The following is a 14,939-nucleotide window of genomic DNA, read 5'->3' on the forward strand; positions in this document are numbered from 1 at the left end:
GGATTCCTGTCCGTTCAGCAGTGGGGATCGGCGGTGGGTGGGTTGCGGCGCGGTCGGACGTGGGCGTGCGGCAGCATCGGCGCGGGGAGTCGGTCGACCGTCCCGACATACCCGTCGACACGACCGAACCGGTCGGATCGGTTCTGCCAGGCCTCGCGATAGGTCGCGATGTCGTCGTGGCTGCGTCCGACGAAGTTCCACCACATCACGATCTCCTCGCCGAACGGCGTGCCGCCGAGGAGCACCGCCCGGGCCGGCGCATCGCCGGGATTGACCAGTGTCAGCGCGGGAACGCCGGTGCCGACGTAGCCGATCTCGGCGCGGTGCACGTCGGTGCCGGAAAGCCTGATCGTGCCGGTGTCGACGAGCAGTCCGTGCTCGAACCCACGATCGACGTCGAGTGTGACCTCCGCACCCGCGTCGAGTACGAGTTCGGCACCGAGCAGCGGGGTGAAGGTGCGCACCGGCGAGGTGACGCCCGCGAGGGATCCGAGGAAGACGCGCGCACGGCCACCGCCGAGCGGCGTCTCGTCCGGTATGTGGTGTTCGAAGTTGCGCGCCGTGTCGCGTGCGGATTCGGGTAGCGCAACCCACAGTTGGACTCCGTGGAGGATCGTCGTCGCCGGCGTCGAGACCTCCGAGTGACAGATGCCGTGTCCGGCGGTCATGAGATTGACCTCGCCGGGGCGCACGACGGCGTGCATGCCGAGGCTGTCGCGGTGCTCGATCTCTCCCGTGAACAACCAACTCACCGTCTGCAAGCCGGTGTGCGGGTGCGGTGCCACGTCCATGCCTCCCGTGGTCGACACGTCGTCGGGCCCGTAGTGGTCCGCGAAACACCATGCGCCGATGAGGGAGCGTTGCCGTTGCGGCAGCGTGCGGCGTACGGGCATCGCCCGCGGCCCTCCGAGCGGCACCTCCCGGGAGGTGATGATCTCGACACGGGGTCGGCGCGCATCGGTGGTGCAGACGGTGTCCACGTGACAGACGATCTCGTGCGGTTCCGGGTCGGCGTTGCTCATGGTGGGTCGTACCTTCCGGTGTCGAGCGGGCTGTCCCTCACCAGTGTGCGTCAGTGGTCGGCGGGAAGAATCTGCGATCCGTACATCTCGCCGAGAGGATCGGCGATCAGTTCGAGTCGCTCACCGTCGGGTCCGGGAAAGTACAGCGACACCTCGCTGTGTTCGGCGACCTCGACACCGGCCGCGTCGAGCCGGTCGCGGATCTCCCCCCACCGATCGGGGTCCATGCTGATCGCGATGTGGTGGAGCCCGCCGAACACCTCGAGATAGGGGCCGACGTCGAGGCCCGGGAAGTCGAAGAAGGCCAGCAGATTTCCGTGCCCGATGTCGAAGAAGAAGTGTGTGGACCCGGGGTAGTCGCGGTTCTCGATCAGCTCGACGAGCGGGAATCCCAGCAGCTCCTGATAGAACCGCACGGTGCGTTCGACATCGCTGCTGACGAGCGCGGCGTGGTGCAGACCACGCGCGGTGGAAGCGGGCCGAGCGTCCGCGGGGAGCAGGTACCGGTCGCGCAGCCGACCGCGGGCCTCCTCGTGCGCGTGGGCGGTCTGTGTGTGCGCGGTCATCGCATCCCCCTCCACCGAGATAGTTGATTACGCAACCAATATGCCACGATATAGTTGATCAGTCAACTAGCCGTAGACTGGGTTCATGGACACGACGAACTGGCTGAGCACCGACGAACAACGACTGTGGCGCGCATACCTCGACGCCACGCGCATGCTGATCCAGGAACTCGACAAACAGCTCGTCCACGACTCGGGCATCTCGTTCACCGACTACGAGATCCTCGTCCTCCTGTCGGAAGCCCCCGAACGCCGCATGCGGATGCGCGACCTCGCCGACGCGAGCACCACCACCCGCAGCGGCATCACCCGCGCGATCACCCGCATGGAGAACGCCGGACGCGTGCGGCGTGTCGAATGCGAGTCCGACAAGCGCGGAGCCTGGGCCGAACTCACCGACAGCGGCCTCGCCACCCTCGAACAGGCCGGACCCGGCCACGTCGACGCGGTCCGCCGGAACATGTTCGACGCGTTCGGTCCGGACGATGTCGCCGTCATGCGGGCGGCCTTCACTCGAATGCGCGAGAACATGCTCGCGAGACGCCGGGTACCCGCACCCTCCCGACGACCCGTGGCCGCCTCCTCCGGATCGCCGTCAATCGAGTCGCTCGTCGACGACGAGCAGCCGTGACACCGGGGACCACCGTGCCGGCCAAGGCAGAGCCACCGCCACCACTACCGTCACCGTCAACACACCCAACGACAGCCCCGACAACACGTCGTGGACGTAGTGGACTCCGGCCGCGACCCGGGAGAACCCCAGTACCACGGCGATCGGCGCGACGAACCAGATGATGCGGGGAACCGCGAGCACGCAGGCGGTCGCGAAGGACGCCGCGATGACCGAATGGTTCGAGGGCCACGACCAATCCCCTACCTCGGGGCAGTCGAGTACACCGGTGATGCCCAACGCCCGACACGGCCGCGGCTCGGTGATGACGAGCTTGATCAGTTCGCTGGACAGATAGGCCGTCACCACTCCGACACCTGCCACACCGAGCGTCAGAAATGCCCGACGATCGGTGACCCACAGCCGCACGACCAGCACGGCCACAGTCGCGACCAGGACGTACGGACCGTTCTCCGCGACGAACCCGGCCGACGATCCGAGCGCCGATCCGGCGAAGAACCCGGAGATCGCCCGGAAGAGCCCGTCGCGGACCGGCAACGCGGCGAGCGCGAGGACCGCCAGGACCATCGACGTCGACAACGCCGATCGGATCATCGGCGGCGACAACCGCGGGTGTACTCGGGGTGAACTCTCGGTGACCGTCATGATCGTCCACGCTAGCGCGACGCGGCATGCACACCGCGGAACAGTCCCCTACAGTAGGCGGCGTGTGGAGATCCTGGCTGCCGTCGACGGCGATCCTCGGGGTTGCCGTGCTGGTTCTGGTCACCGGATCGTTCGCACCGGCACCCACTCTCGTCGCTGTCGTGCTGCTCGTTCTCGCCTGGGTCGGTTCACCCCTGTTCTTCCCCCGCCACGTCGACGACACATCGGCCCGACGCGACGCCGCCGCCCGCGGTGTGCCGATCGTCTACTGGCGACCCGGCTGCGCGTTCTGCACGCGCCTGCGCGCGGCACTCGGTACGCGCGCCGGCAGGGCGGTCTGGGTGAACATCCGCCTCGATCCCGACGCCGCCGCGCGGGTGCGCAGCGTCAACGAGGGAAACGAGACGGTGCCGACCGTGTTCGTCGGTGACACCGTCCGTACGAACCCCGAGCCTCGGTGGGTTCGAGAACTACTCGGATGACGACCGACTCCGTCACGGGATGTCGGGTGCAGACAATGCGACCGTCTCCCCGGCGAGCGCACCCAGCAGTGCCCGGGTCTGCTCGTCGTCGCCGACGGAGCCCTCGCACGCCGTGAGGTTGTGTTCGACGAAACACCGCACCGGCGCAGCGGCGATCCCGGTGCCCGTGCGGCACTCCCCCGAGACCGCGAACGCCATCAGCAACAGATGCGGAACCCGCGTGCCCGCGCCGTGCAGGGCAGGCTGGAAGTAGGGTGCGGCGACGATCTCCGCGCCCTCACCACGGTAGAACCGCAGTCTTCGCACCGGATCGCCGTATCCGGTGTCGCCGTGGTGCTCGGGATCCTCGACCTCACCGAGCACCAACAGCGGATCGAAACGCTGGATCCAGTCCGCCAGCACCGCCCGTAACACGGTACGGCCCACGCCTTTTCCTCGACGGCCCGGACGGGCGGCCAGATACTCGGTGAGCATCACGCGGCACTCCGGGAACCACTGGCCCACGGCCCCACCCACGACATCGTCGGCCTCGTCGACGGCGACGGTCACCGCCGTGCCGTCCGCATCGAGGGCGGCGAGCAGATCCTCGCGCGATACGAGCTCCGTTCGGGGGAACGACGGGGCCAGTACCGTGTCGTAGAAGTCGGCCAGCAGGTCGCGGGTGAGGTGGTCCGATCCGACGGTGCGCACATCCATGCGTCGTATTGTCTCCGAACGCCGCGTGCCGAGTCAGCAAGTCGCCGACACCGGACGACACGTCCCCGCGCACGCCTGCAACAGCACCTCGTCGGCGGCGCCCCGAGACCGGGCGGGCCTCCACCGGATCACCCACCCGCGCGTGGCCGGCGGCCGTTCAGGTGTTCACCGGACTGCGCGCCACGACGACCGCTCGCGTCGGGCACGGACTGCGGGACGTACACCGTAGCGCGCGTCACCACGTGCTCACGGAAACGCGCCACCGCCGGGGTGGGGCGATGACGCCCGACGACGAGGCCCACCGAACGCTCGCGACCCGTTCCGATCGCCACCGTCACCGGATCCCCGTCCGACTCCGCCGCCGGGAGCAGCGCCACACCCAACCCCTGTGCGACGAGCGCGCGCACCGTGTCGAAGTCCCCGATCTCGAATGCAATGTTCGGGATGAATCCCGATTCGGCACACCACTGTTCGAGCATCCGGCGCAGATCGTAGGTGGGCGGGTTCGCAATGAAGACCGCATCCCGCAGTTCCGCGAGCTCGACGTGTCCCCGTCCGGCGAGCGGGTGGGTCGGTGCGGCGTACAGATGGATGCGCTGACGCCCCAACTCGACCGTCGGTAGATCGTCCGGTGGCGGAACGGCGATCGCCAGATCGAGTCGACCGTCGCGGACCATCTGTGCCAACGAGCGACTGTGCTCCTGAACGAGTTCGAATCGGATCCCGGGGGCCTCGGCGTGGAATTCGGCGAGCAGTCGCGGCACACTCACCGCCCCGAGGGTGAGTGGGAATCCGAAGCGCACCGATCCGTGTTCGGGGTCCGCATTCCCCTGTACGACGCCGATGGCATCGTCCAACGCACGCACGAGCGCGTGGGTGCGGCGGTGGAGATCCCGCCCGGACGCCGTCAGTTCGACCCTGCGTCCCAGCGGTTGGAACAACGCGACGCCGAGGATCTTCTCGAGTGTCTTGATCCGCCGGCTCAGCGACGACTGCGGTACGTCGAGGATCTGCGCGGCCCTCGTGATGTGCCCCTCGGTCGCGGCGGCGTCGAACGCCGCCAGCAGCGGAACGACATCCGCCGTTCTCGATCCCGCATATTCATCCATATTCGGATCGTATTCCTGTCGATACCTCATTGGACAGAACGTTCCAACAGCGGCAAGACTGGGCGACACCATGAACCCGGAAAGGAACACCATGAGCGACAAGAACTTCCGCGAATCCTCGCGGACCGGTTCCGACGCCGTCCACGATGCCGTCCTCATCGGTGGCGGAATCATGTCCGCCACCCTCGGCGCGCTGCTCACCCGCGTCGAACCCAACGCATCGATCGTTCTTCTGGAGCGACTCGATGCTGTGGGCGCGGAGAGTTCCGCCCCGTGGAACAACGCCGGGACCGGGCACTCCGGTTACGCCGAGCTGAACTACATGCCGGACCCCGATGACGCGTCGACCGCCGACGACATCGCACGCCGGTTCGCAGCGAGCCGCCGGTTCTGGTCACGGCTCACGGCCGACGGCATCCTGCCCACGACGGCGATCACCCCGGTACCCCACCTCGATCTGGTGTTCGGCACCGCCGGCGTCGACTACCTGCGGCGACGTGTCGCGACTCTCACCTCCACCCCGCGGTTCGCCGACATGGAGTACACCGAGGACACCGACGTGATCCGACAGTGGGCACCACTGCTCATCGAGGATCGCACCGACGTCGGCCCTGTCGCGGCGTCACGACATCGGGGAGGAACGGACGTGGACTTCGGCGCCATCACCCGCGGTCTCATCGACGACCTCACCGCCCGCGGTGCCGACGTACGGTTGCGGCACGAGGTCACGGGTCTGCAACGACGCGACGACGGGCTGTGGGCCGTGACCGGGCGCGACCGCGCCACGCGAGCGCGGTTCGAGCTCACGACGCGCTTCGTCTTCGTCGGCGCAGGTGGCCACGCGTTGACACTGTTGCAGAAGGCTCGGATCCCCGAGATCCGTGGATACGGAGTCTTCCCGATCGGTGCGCAGTTCTTCCGCACCGATGACCCCGCGATCGTCGCACGTCACAACGCAAAAGTATATGGACAGGCCGACATCGGGGCACCTCCGATGTCTGTGCCGCACCTCGACCGGAGAGAGATCGACGGTGAGTCCTCGCTGCTGTTCGGTCCGTTCGCCACCTTCGACACGCGGTTGTTGAAAGCGGGGCGGTACCGGGACCTGTTCGCGACGGTCAGGCTCCACAATCTCGTGGTGTCGGCGAGTGCGGGACTGCGCAACCTGTCGCTGTTGCGATATCTGCTCGGCCAGCTGGCGATGTCGCGTCGCCGCAAGTTCCGGCGGTTGCAGCGGTTCGTCCCGGGCGCCTCGGCGGAGTCGTGGCGACTCGTCGGCGCCGGGGTGCGCGCCCAGCTGATCACCCCCGACAGGCGTGGCTTCGGCGTGCTCCGCTTCGGAACCGAAGTGGTCACCGGCGCGGACGGAACGATCGCCGGTCTCCTCGGTGCCTCCCCCGGCGCCTCGACGGCCCCGTCCGCCATGGTCGACGTCCTGTCGCGGTGCTTTCCCGACCGCATCGATGCGTGGCGTGAGACCCTCCGGGAATTGGTCCCGGATTCCGAAGCGCCCCACACGGCCGCGTCACCCACCCCCACCGCCGAGCGAGTGGTACACCCGATCGATTGAATCGATCGAGGGATCCGTTCGCTCACAACGGGGCACCGCCCCGACCCGACCCGACCCGGCCCGGCCCGTCACTCGACGACGATGTGACCCATCGCTCCGCGATCACCGTCGAACATCCGGTGGTTGAGGAAGGTGTAGGTGCCGGGTTCGAGGAACTGCAGTTCGACGAATCCACCCTGGGACACCGACAGATCCACCGTCTGCGACGCACCGCCGAGCGCGTTGTCCGGGCGCAACAGGTAGGCGCCTTCCTTGTATACGGTGTCGAATTGGCTGCCCACGACGTGGAAGCTCACGTTCTCGTTGGGACCGGCGGCCAGCAACCAGATCCGGATCCGGTCACCCACCGAGGCGTGCATCGGGCGATGCATGTATTGGTTCGCGAAGCCGTTGAACACCACCAGGTCCGGTGTCCCTGCGGCGACCTTGTCCGCATCGACGGTGCCGTCGCCGAGGTACACGTCGGACTGCACCAGCAGATACTCGGCGGATACCGGCGCAAGGTCCGGGGGGTCGATGACGACGGCACCGAACATGCCGGCAGCGACGTGCACGGCCATCGGCGCGGTGGCGCAGTGGTACATCCAGATGCCGGTGTGTTCGGCCCGGAACCGGTACACCAGTTCCTCACCCGGGTTGATGGTGCGCATCGGTTCATCGGGACCGACCATGCCCGCATGGAAGTCGATGGAATGCCCCATCGTGCCGTTGTTGACGAGGGTGATCTCGAAGACGTCGCCGAGATGCCCACGCAGCGTCGGTCCCATGGGTTGTCCGTTGTACGTCCACATGGTCTGCGGCACTCCGACCGCATACTCGCCTTCGACCTCGGTGACCTCGAAGGTGTAGCGGTGCGTCGTTCCACCGGGCGCGGGTGCGAGCACCGGGTCGCGCGCGACGAAGTCGTCGGCGGGTGCCGCCCCGAGATCCACGGCCGGCGCCGTGCCGGAGGATCCGTGGTCGTGTCCGGTCGAGGTGTCGCCGCCGCCCTCGACGACGATGCTCAGCACCATGCCCTGCTGGCGGTGCCCGACGATCGAACACCACCCTTCGATGTCGGCGCCGACGACCCCGACGTCGAGGGTCGCCGATTCGCCGGGGGCGAGCCGTCCACTGTCCTGGCCGGTCGCGAGGACGAGATCGTGGACCTGTTCGTCGGTGTTGGTGACGGTGAGGACGAGTCGATTGCCCGCGGGCACCGTGACGGTGCCGGGTGTGAACCGCATATCGACCGCGTCGACGTGCACCTCGGTGGTCTCGCCCGTCGGTGTCACGCCCGCCGACGCATCCTGTCCGCCGGTGCCCGTTCCACCGCCGAGACCGGAGGTGACCCCGACGACGAGCGCGAGACACGCGACGGCAGCGGTTGCCTGCAGACCGCGCCGATGTGTGGTCGGGACGAACGCGGGCGGAGCCTGCCCGGACATGACCGCCTTCCGCCCCGCGACGGATGCCTTGGCACTGAGCACCATGATGGGAAGGAACATGACGAACGCGATCATCACCAGCACCGACACACCCACCCGCATCCAGCTCTCGAGGGGCAGCAGGAACAGCAGCAGTCCGACGTTGATGACGACGACACGCCACAACCACCAGCGGTTCATCTTGTCGACGCCCGCACCGACGACCCGTGCACCGCCCCCCATCATCGTGGGCAACAGGTGGCTCATGACTCCGAACAACAGTTGCGCCGCGAACCCGGCGAGGAACGGGACGGTCATGAGGGTGGCCCGATCGGGGTCCATCGGGCCGGTCGCGAGCACGATGGTCAGGCTCAGGAGGGAACCGAGCAGCCACAGCAGCGCCGCAGTGATCGAGGCGGGCGCGTACCCGTTCGGCGGATGCGACAGGGCACCGCGGAGCATGGGCCCCGCAACGACGAGCCAGCCGACGAGATAGATACCGCAACCGACGGACGCGACGAGCGGATGCGCAGTCAACGCCGCGGTCGTGAGCACGCCGATACCGACCAGCAGGATCGCGAGGGCAGCGGGGCGTCGTCGACCGCCGGGATTCTCCATCCCGATCAGCCGCGGATACATGACGGTCAGCACGCCCGCCGCGGCGAGTCCGAGGAAACCGAGGAGGTTCATCGCCTGGTGTGCGAGCAGGAATCCGGCTTCGACAGTGGTTGTCTGGCCGTAGGCCAGGGCCGCTCCGAAACCCGCCCCGACCGGCAGCATCGCCGACGACGCGACGAGGAACCACACGCTCCGAACGTGTTCGGCCCCCTCCTCCCCTGCTTCGCGGCGAGCGCGGCGGGCCTGCACGATCAGCAGCAGCAACGCGATCGCATGCCACGCGACCATCGCCCCGACGAGAACGGCCCCGACGAGTGTGACGGGGAACCACCCACCGACCACACCGACGACGGTCGCGACGATACCGACGTTGAGGATGTAGATGCGAACGAGTTGGGCGGTGCGTTCCGTATCGGGGAGGTGGTACCCGAGGAAGCGCTCGGCGAGGGTCTGCGACCACACCACGATCGAGTTGGTGACGGCCCCGAGTGTGAACAGGTGCACCAGCAGCCAGCGTGATTCAGGGAGAACCGGATGGGTGAGTCCGGCGAGAACGAGCAGCACCAACCAGATCCGGACGGGCATTCCGGCCCGCTGGTGCCAACTCTTCGGACGTCGTGCAGGGCGCGTGGCGGTCACGAGCCGATCGTATGCCCGCACCCATCCGATTACTACGAATTGTCGTAGCCGTCATAGGGGCTCGCGCCCAGTCAGAACAACATGGGTTCCACGTCGACGTCCGGCGCCGCCGGAACCCGCGGCGCCCGATGCTCGACCGCGCGCGTCCGCAGTCCGTGACGGTCGAGCATGGGCGCGACACGCGCCTCGAGCCATCGCGAGTATGCGGGCGGCACGTACGCGCCCCGGCCGTACAGTCGCCGGTAGCGACGCATCAACGCCGGGTGTTCCGCGGCAAGCCACGACAGGAACCATCCGCGTGTCGAACCGCGCAGATGCAGCGGGATCACCGTCGCACCCGTCGCTCCGGCCGACGCCAGATCCGCGAACAACCCGTCGAGGTGTCGCGTCCCGTCGGTCAGATACGGCATCACCGGCGCCACCATGACGTGACAGCTCATCCCGGCGTCCCGCACCGCACGGATCAGGTCGAGGCGCGCACGAGGCGACGGCGTTCCGGGTTCGATCTGCTGCTGCAACTCGTGATCGCCGATCGGAAGGGACACCGCGACACCGACGTCGATGCTGCGCGACGCCAGTGCGAGCACAGGTAGATCGCGGCGCAACAGCGTGCCCTTGGTGAGGATGGAGAACGGTGTGCGCGATTCGGCGAGCGCCCGGATTACGCCGGGCATGAGGCGGTAGCGGCCCTCCGCGCGCTGGTACGGGTCGGTGTTGGTGCCGAGCGCGACGTGCTCGCGCGTCCACGAGCGACGTCCGAGTTCACGCCGGAGGACGGCCGCAACATTCGTCTTGACGACGAGTTGGGTATCGAAATCGTGGCCCGCATCGAGGTCGAGGTACTCGTGTGTGGGGCGAGCGAAGCAGTACCTGCACGCATGGCTGCATCCCCGGAATGTGTTGACCGTGTATCGAAACGGGAGCCGCGACCCCTCCGGTGTCCTGTTCAGCGCGCTTCTGCAGAGCACTTCGTGGAAGGTGATGCCCTCGAAATCCGGTGCCTGCACCCGACGTACGAGTGCGGCGCGCCCCAATCCGGGCAGCGCGCCGTCGTCGGCATCCAGACCCTGGTCGGCCCATCGCATGCCTCGAGTCGAACACGTATACGAATCGATGTCAAGGCTTGATCGAATCGGTGTTCGAGAGAAGTCCGCGGTCGAAATGTCCGTGCTGTCCGCACTGCGGCGATGTCGCACGCGCGCCGCCCTCGAGTTAGAGTGCTGCTCACTGATCTCGAGGGGGGTTCGATGAGCGGTTTCATTCCCGGTACCGGAATCCGGGTGATTCCCGACGGTGTCCGTCTGTACGGCACGACCAATCTGCAGGCCGCGCAGCACGTCGCACAGGCCGGTGCGTTCGATCTCCAGGCGAACGTCACGTCCCTGTCGCCCGCAATGGGCCTGATCGGCGCGGATTTCCTCGCGTCGTTCATCGCTGCGCAGAGTGAGCACACCCGCGCGATGGGCCAGCTGTCGCTGGCCTACGCATCGAACGGAGTGGCGTCGCACGAGGCGGCCGCCGCCTACGAGCTGACCGTCGCCGACAACGCCACCGACATCGGCCGGGCCGGAGGTGCACTTCCGTGACCGCCGACCCGTCCACCTGCACGGTGACCGCACCGACCGTTCTCGACGCCCTACAGGCGTCACCGGTGGGACCCGTGCTCGACATGCCACTCCCGCCCGCTCCGACGCTACCGACCGTGGGTCTGCCCGCGGCACCGGATCCGGGAATGATCGACGAACTTCTCCGGTCGATCCCCGTCCCGGTGTTGCCGGAGATCGACGAACTGGTACGGCCCATCGCCGAACTCGGCGACATGTTCGGCACCGGAATCTGCGAGGCACTCGATCCCGCCGCGATCCTTCAGCAGGGCTCCCGACTCGTCGACGGCGCCGCATCGCTCGGTCGCACCGCGCTCGACGCGCTCCCCGATTCGTGGCAGAGCGAGGCTGCGGAGTCCAGCGCCGACCATGTCCGACGAGCACAGGTCGCCGCGGTCGAGCTGAGTGAACGCGGCGACCTCATCGGTGCCGTCACCCGTGCCGCCACCGCCACCGTCGAGCGCGGGAACATCGAACTGACCGGGATCGCGCAGTCGTTCGTCGCGTCGGCGATCGCATCGGCACCGGTCGCGCTGACACCGCCCGGCCAGGCAGCCATATTGGCTTCCGCCGTCGAGCATCTCGGTTCCGCACTTGCGGTCGTCGCGCGCACGCGCGGTGAGCTCAGCGGTCACACCGTCGCCATGAACGCCCTGTCGTCACCGATTCCCGTTCCCGCACCGGCAGTGACGTCGACGCCGATCGACCCCGCATCGCTGGCCGGCTCGGTCACCGATGTCGCCGGTGGTCTCAAAGACGCGTTCGCCGGGACCGGCGGCACCTCCGCGATGCCCGCCGCGACTCAGCCGGGTGCCCACGGCGCCGCCCCGACCGTCGCCACCTCCGTCCTCCCCGCCGGGGCCGGCACACTCACCGCAGGCGGATTCGCCGGTACGGCAGCCGGATACCCTTCGGTGTCGGGTGGATCGACTCCTGGTCCCGGAGGTGTCCCCGGAGCTGCAGCCGTACCCATCGCCCCCACCGCAGGCACGACCGCCGCAGGGACGGTCGCCGCAGGTTCACGGACCCCGATGGTCGGTGCCGGTCCTCTGGCGTCCGCCGCCCGCACCGACGACCCCGAACGGCGCGGGGTACCGGACTTCCTGGTCACGCCCGGAAACCGGAACGAGATCGTCGGTGATCTTCCGCTCGTGACGCCCGCGGTGATCGGAGCCACCGACGACTGGTGATCCGCGCTCCGTCCCGATCGGGCGGTAACCGCACCGGAGGTCGCGTACTCGTTCGGTCTTCAGTCGACGAGGGACGCGACCTCCTGGTCCGTCAGTGTGGTCTGCGGTGTACGACCGGCATCACGGGCCAGGGTGATCGCACGATGGAGAGGCCGGTCCGGGAGACCCGCGCCTCGTGCCTCCGCGCGCAACTGCTCGACGAGGACCGACGCGATAGCCGCCGCCGGCGCCAGCTCGCTCGACGCGAGTGCATCGGCGAGGCTGCGCAGCGCGAGAACGTCGAGTTCACGTCCACCACCGTCGGTGTACAGCGCGAGCGGAACCGACACGAGTCCGTGGGTGCCGTCGTTGACACGGAGCACCACCTGCGACACCCGGCCGACCCGCACGAGCAACTCGACACCGGCGAGGTGTCTCAGTTCGACGGTGCGTTTTCCTGCCGTCCCCGACGCGATGAGCGTCGTACCCTGCAACCGCAGGTGGCGTCGTGTGGAGGCGAACGCACCGAGGACCGGTGGTAGCCCGAGAACCGCACCGACGATCAGCGCAACCCACCAGGGTGCGACCAACCACACCAGCAACCCGATGATCAGCGCGGCGGACAGCGCGACGAGCGCGACACGTCGCACGCGCGGAAGCAGCAGCGCGGCGGGGATGAGGTCCAGCGGCACCGAACCGGTGCCGTGGCCGTCAGCGTCCGACAAGGACCTCACCCACGCGTGCGACGACGTCCCCGAGCGGAACGGTGTGCTGATCTCCGTCGCGCAGGTCCTTCAGTACGATCTCACCGGCCTCGAGTTCGCGGTCGCCGAGTACCAGAGCAACGGCCGCGCCGGACTTGTCGGCGGCCTTCATCGCGCCCTTGAGCCCGCGTCCGCCGTAGGCGAGATCGACACGGATCCCGGCGCCACGCAACGCGTGCGCGATCGGAACGAGCGCGGCCTTGGCCTCGTCCCCCATCGGCACGCCGTACACCTCGCAGCGGGCCGGGGTGGCTGCGGATTTCCCCTCCGCCGCGAGCGCAAGGATCGTGCGATCCACGCCGAGCCCGAATCCGATACCGGACAGCGGCTGCCCACCGAGCTGCTCCATGAGTCCGTCGTACCGGCCGCCGCCACCGATGCCGGACTGGGCGCCGAGTCCGTCGTGCACGAACTCGAAGGTGGTCTTGGTGTAGTAGTCCAGGCCGCGCACCATCCGCGGGTTGACGACGTACGGCACCGCGAGCGCGTCGAGATGCCGCAGTACCTCGTCGAAGTGTGCTTTCGCCGTATCGGACAGGTGATCGAGCATCAGGGGTGCATCCGCAGTCATCTCGCGCACCTGCGGTCGCTTGTCGTCGAGCACCCGAAGCGGGTTGATCTCGGCGCGACGACGGGTTTCCTCGTCGAGCGGCAGACCGAACAGGAACTCCTGCAGCAACTCCCGGTACTGCGGTCGGCAGGTGTCGTCGCCGAGTGAGGTGATCTCGAGGCGGAATCCGTCGAGACCGAGCCCCCGGAATCCGGCGTCGGCGATCGCGATGACCTCGGCGTCGAGGGCCGGGTCGTCGATACCGATCGCTTCGACGCCCACCTGCTGCAGCTGCCGGTAACGGCCCGCCTGCGGGCGCTCGTACCGGAAGAACGGTCCCGAGTACGAGAGTTTGACGGGCAATGCCCCGCGATCGAGTCCGTGCTCGATAACGGCGCGCATCACCCCGGCGGTGCCTTCCGGACGCAACGTCACCGACCGGTCACCGCGGTCCGCGAAGGTGTACATCTCCTTCGTGACGACGTCGGTGGACTCTCCGACTCCGCGGGCGAACAGCCCGGTGTCCTCGAAGATCGGCAGTTCGATGTGCCCGTACCCCGCGAGCCGTGCCGCCCGGGTGAGGCCGTCACGGACCGCCACGAACTCGGCGGACTGCGGGGGGACGTAATCGGGCACACCCTTGGGCGCCGAGAACGTGGAGGGCTTGCTCACTGTGGTTGCTTTCTCTCGTCTGTCGGTCGGTCGGGGAGGTCGAGGTCCGGTCAGCGGATTCCGGTGAGACCGGTCAGGAAGGGATTGGACGCGCGCTCCGCGCCGATCGTGCTGGATCCGCCGTGCCCGGGCAGGATCGCCGTGTTGTCGTCGAGTACGAGCAGTTTGGCCGCGATCGAGGCGAGGAGTTGTTCGTGATCCCCTCCGGGCAGATCGCTGCGGCCGATCGACCCCTGGAACAGGGTGTCGCCGGTGAGGGCGACACCGATGTCGGCGCCGTCCGGCGTGGTGGCGCGGGTGCGCAGCACCACCGAACCGCGCGTGTGCCCCGGAGTGTGGTCGACCGTGAACTCGATGCCCGCATGCTCGATCTCGTCACCGTCGGCCAGTTCGACGACCTCGTGCGGTTCGGTGAACACGGTGCCTTCCAACAGCGGCGCCAGACTCGAGCCGAGACCGACGCCCGGATCGGAGAGCATGTGCCGATCGTCGGGATGGATGTACGTGGGGATGTCGAACCGGTCGGCGACCGTCTGCGCGGACCACACGTGGTCGAGATGACCGTGGGTGAGCAGCACCGCCCGGGGAGTCAGGTCCGACCCGACCAGGAACTCCACGAGTGGTTCCGCAGCGTCCTGGCCGGGGTCGACGACGACGCAGTCCTTCGCGTTGTCCTGCGCCAGGATGTAGCAGTTGGTCTGGAACATCCCCGCGGGGAATCCGGTGACGAGCACGGGCATCGCTCCTACGGTGTGGGCATTCGCGGTCCCCTACACCCTATGCGCAGCGCCCGGTC

Annotated in this window: 14 protein-coding genes and 1 pseudogene; 5 read left to right on the top strand and 10 right to left on the bottom strand. The window is 68.1% G+C overall.

What is annotated here, in order from left to right; all coding sequences use genetic code 11:
- Window positions 1-14: 14 nt before the first annotated feature.
- Entirely contained in the window at window positions 15-1,022 is a 1,008-nt protein-coding gene (locus LDQ05_RS05415) for a pirin family protein (RefSeq protein ID WP_226435874.1), read from the bottom strand.
- A 50-nt stretch (window positions 1,023-1,072) separates the two neighbouring features.
- Window positions 1,073-1,588: a VOC family protein gene (locus LDQ05_RS05420; protein WP_226435875.1), complete on the bottom strand. Its 516-nt coding sequence runs from the start codon at window positions 1,586-1,588 to the stop codon at window positions 1,073-1,075.
- 85 nt (window positions 1,589-1,673) lie between these two features.
- Here LDQ05_RS05420 and LDQ05_RS05425 point away from each other — a divergent pair.
- A pseudogene (locus tag LDQ05_RS05425) lies at window positions 1,674-2,123 on the top strand (MarR family winged helix-turn-helix transcriptional regulator); the annotation flags it as partial.
- Window positions 2,124-2,183: 60 nt separating this feature from the next.
- On the opposite strand, the gene LDQ05_RS05430 reads toward LDQ05_RS05425, so the two are convergent.
- Entirely contained in the window at window positions 2,184-2,864 is a 681-nt protein-coding gene (locus LDQ05_RS05430; protein ID WP_226435876.1) for a phosphatase PAP2 family protein, read from the bottom strand.
- A 62-nt stretch (window positions 2,865-2,926) separates the two neighbouring features.
- On the opposite strand from LDQ05_RS05430, the gene LDQ05_RS05435 reads away from it, so the two are divergent.
- On the top strand, window positions 2,927-3,346 hold the full coding sequence (locus tag LDQ05_RS05435) for a glutaredoxin family protein (RefSeq protein WP_226435877.1): 420 nt from the start codon (window positions 2,927-2,929) through the stop codon (window positions 3,344-3,346).
- 12 nt (window positions 3,347-3,358) lie between these two features.
- Here the strand turns inward: LDQ05_RS05435 and LDQ05_RS05440 are convergent, their stop codons facing one another.
- Together LDQ05_RS05440 and LDQ05_RS05445 are read right to left on the bottom strand one after the other, a co-directional pair.
- The gene (locus LDQ05_RS05440; RefSeq protein WP_226435878.1) at window positions 3,359-4,042 is read right to left on the bottom strand and encodes a GNAT family N-acetyltransferase; all 684 of its coding nucleotides are present in this window, start codon (window positions 4,040-4,042) and stop codon (window positions 3,359-3,361) included.
- Between the two features lie 128 nt (window positions 4,043-4,170).
- Window positions 4,171-5,151: a LysR family transcriptional regulator gene (locus LDQ05_RS05445; protein ID WP_226435879.1), complete on the bottom strand. Its 981-nt coding sequence runs from the start codon at window positions 5,149-5,151 to the stop codon at window positions 4,171-4,173.
- Between the two features lie 91 nt (window positions 5,152-5,242).
- Here LDQ05_RS05445 and mqo point away from each other — a divergent pair, with 91 nt between their 5' ends.
- Window positions 5,243-6,721 carry a malate dehydrogenase (quinone) gene (gene mqo / locus LDQ05_RS05450; protein ID WP_226435880.1) on the top strand — a complete coding sequence of 493 codons (1,479 nt, stop codon included), beginning with the start codon at window positions 5,243-5,245 and terminating at the stop codon, window positions 6,719-6,721.
- Between the two features lie 68 nt (window positions 6,722-6,789).
- On the opposite strand, the gene LDQ05_RS05455 is transcribed toward mqo, so the two are convergent.
- Together LDQ05_RS05455 and LDQ05_RS05460 are read right to left on the bottom strand one after the other, a co-directional pair.
- Window positions 6,790-9,384: a multicopper oxidase domain-containing protein gene (locus LDQ05_RS05455; protein ID WP_226435881.1), complete on the bottom strand. Its 2,595-nt coding sequence runs from the start codon at window positions 9,382-9,384 to the stop codon at window positions 6,790-6,792.
- 71 nt (window positions 9,385-9,455) lie between these two features.
- Window positions 9,456-10,469: an Rv2578c family radical SAM protein gene (locus LDQ05_RS05460; RefSeq protein ID WP_226435882.1), complete on the bottom strand. Its 1,014-nt coding sequence runs from the start codon at window positions 10,467-10,469 to the stop codon at window positions 9,456-9,458.
- 162 nt (window positions 10,470-10,631) lie between these two features.
- On the opposite strand from LDQ05_RS05460, the gene LDQ05_RS05465 reads away from it, so the two are divergent.
- Together LDQ05_RS05465 and LDQ05_RS05470 are read left to right on the top strand one after the other, a co-directional pair.
- Window positions 10,632-10,970, top strand: a complete 339-nt coding sequence (locus LDQ05_RS05465; RefSeq protein ID WP_226435883.1) for a type VII secretion target — start codon at window positions 10,632-10,634, stop codon at window positions 10,968-10,970.
- Window positions 10,967-12,178, top strand: coding sequence for a hypothetical protein (locus LDQ05_RS05470; RefSeq protein WP_226435884.1), 1,212 nt, complete (start codon window positions 10,967-10,969; stop codon window positions 12,176-12,178). The genes LDQ05_RS05465 and LDQ05_RS05470 overlap by 4 nt, the downstream gene beginning before the upstream one ends.
- 59 nt (window positions 12,179-12,237) lie before the next feature.
- On the opposite strand, the gene LDQ05_RS05475 is transcribed toward LDQ05_RS05470, so the two are convergent.
- The 3 genes from LDQ05_RS05475 to LDQ05_RS05485 are packed head-to-tail and all read right to left on the bottom strand — an operon-like array spanning window position 12,238 to window position 14,877.
- Window positions 12,238-12,882, bottom strand: a complete 645-nt coding sequence (locus LDQ05_RS05475; protein ID WP_226435885.1) for a hypothetical protein — start codon at window positions 12,880-12,882, stop codon at window positions 12,238-12,240.
- Complete coding sequence (hisS, locus tag LDQ05_RS05480; protein ID WP_226435886.1) at window positions 12,869-14,143, bottom strand: histidine--tRNA ligase; 1,275 nt, start codon at window positions 14,141-14,143, stop codon at window positions 12,869-12,871. The genes LDQ05_RS05475 and hisS overlap by 14 nt, the downstream gene beginning before the upstream one ends.
- Window positions 14,144-14,193: 50 nt before the next feature.
- Complete coding sequence (locus tag LDQ05_RS05485; RefSeq protein ID WP_226435921.1) at window positions 14,194-14,877, bottom strand: MBL fold metallo-hydrolase; 684 nt, start codon at window positions 14,875-14,877, stop codon at window positions 14,194-14,196.
- Window positions 14,878-14,939: the final 62 nt, after the last annotated feature.

Origin of the sequence: Rhodococcus yananensis (assembly GCF_020515525.1) — a bacterium.
GTDB classification, from domain to species: Bacteria; Actinomycetota; Actinomycetes; order Mycobacteriales; family Mycobacteriaceae; genus Rhodococcus; species Rhodococcus yananensis.

Excerpts from the sequence above, each read along its gene's own strand:
- LDQ05_RS05420 (WP_226435875.1), bottom strand. The coding sequence starts at position 1,588 with ATGACCGCGCACACACAGACCGCCCACGCGCACGAGGAGGCCCGCGGT.
- mqo (WP_226435880.1), top strand. The coding sequence starts at position 5,243 with ATGAGCGACAAGAACTTCCGCGAATCCTCGCGGACCGGTTCCGACGCC.
- LDQ05_RS05430 (WP_226435876.1), bottom strand. The coding sequence starts at position 2,864 with ATGACGGTCACCGAGAGTTCACCCCGAGTACACCCGCGGTTGTCGCCG.
- LDQ05_RS05445 (WP_226435879.1), bottom strand. The coding sequence starts at position 5,151 with ATGGATGAATATGCGGGATCGAGAACGGCGGATGTCGTTCCGCTGCTG.
- LDQ05_RS05415 (WP_226435874.1), bottom strand. The coding sequence starts at position 1,022 with ATGAGCAACGCCGACCCGGAACCGCACGAGATCGTCTGTCACGTGGAC.
- LDQ05_RS05465 (WP_226435883.1), top strand. The coding sequence starts at position 10,632 with ATGAGCGGTTTCATTCCCGGTACCGGAATCCGGGTGATTCCCGACGGT.
- LDQ05_RS05440 (WP_226435878.1), bottom strand. The coding sequence starts at position 4,042 with ATGGATGTGCGCACCGTCGGATCGGACCACCTCACCCGCGACCTGCTG.
- LDQ05_RS05460 (WP_226435882.1), bottom strand. The coding sequence starts at position 10,469 with ATGCGATGGGCCGACCAGGGTCTGGATGCCGACGACGGCGCGCTGCCC.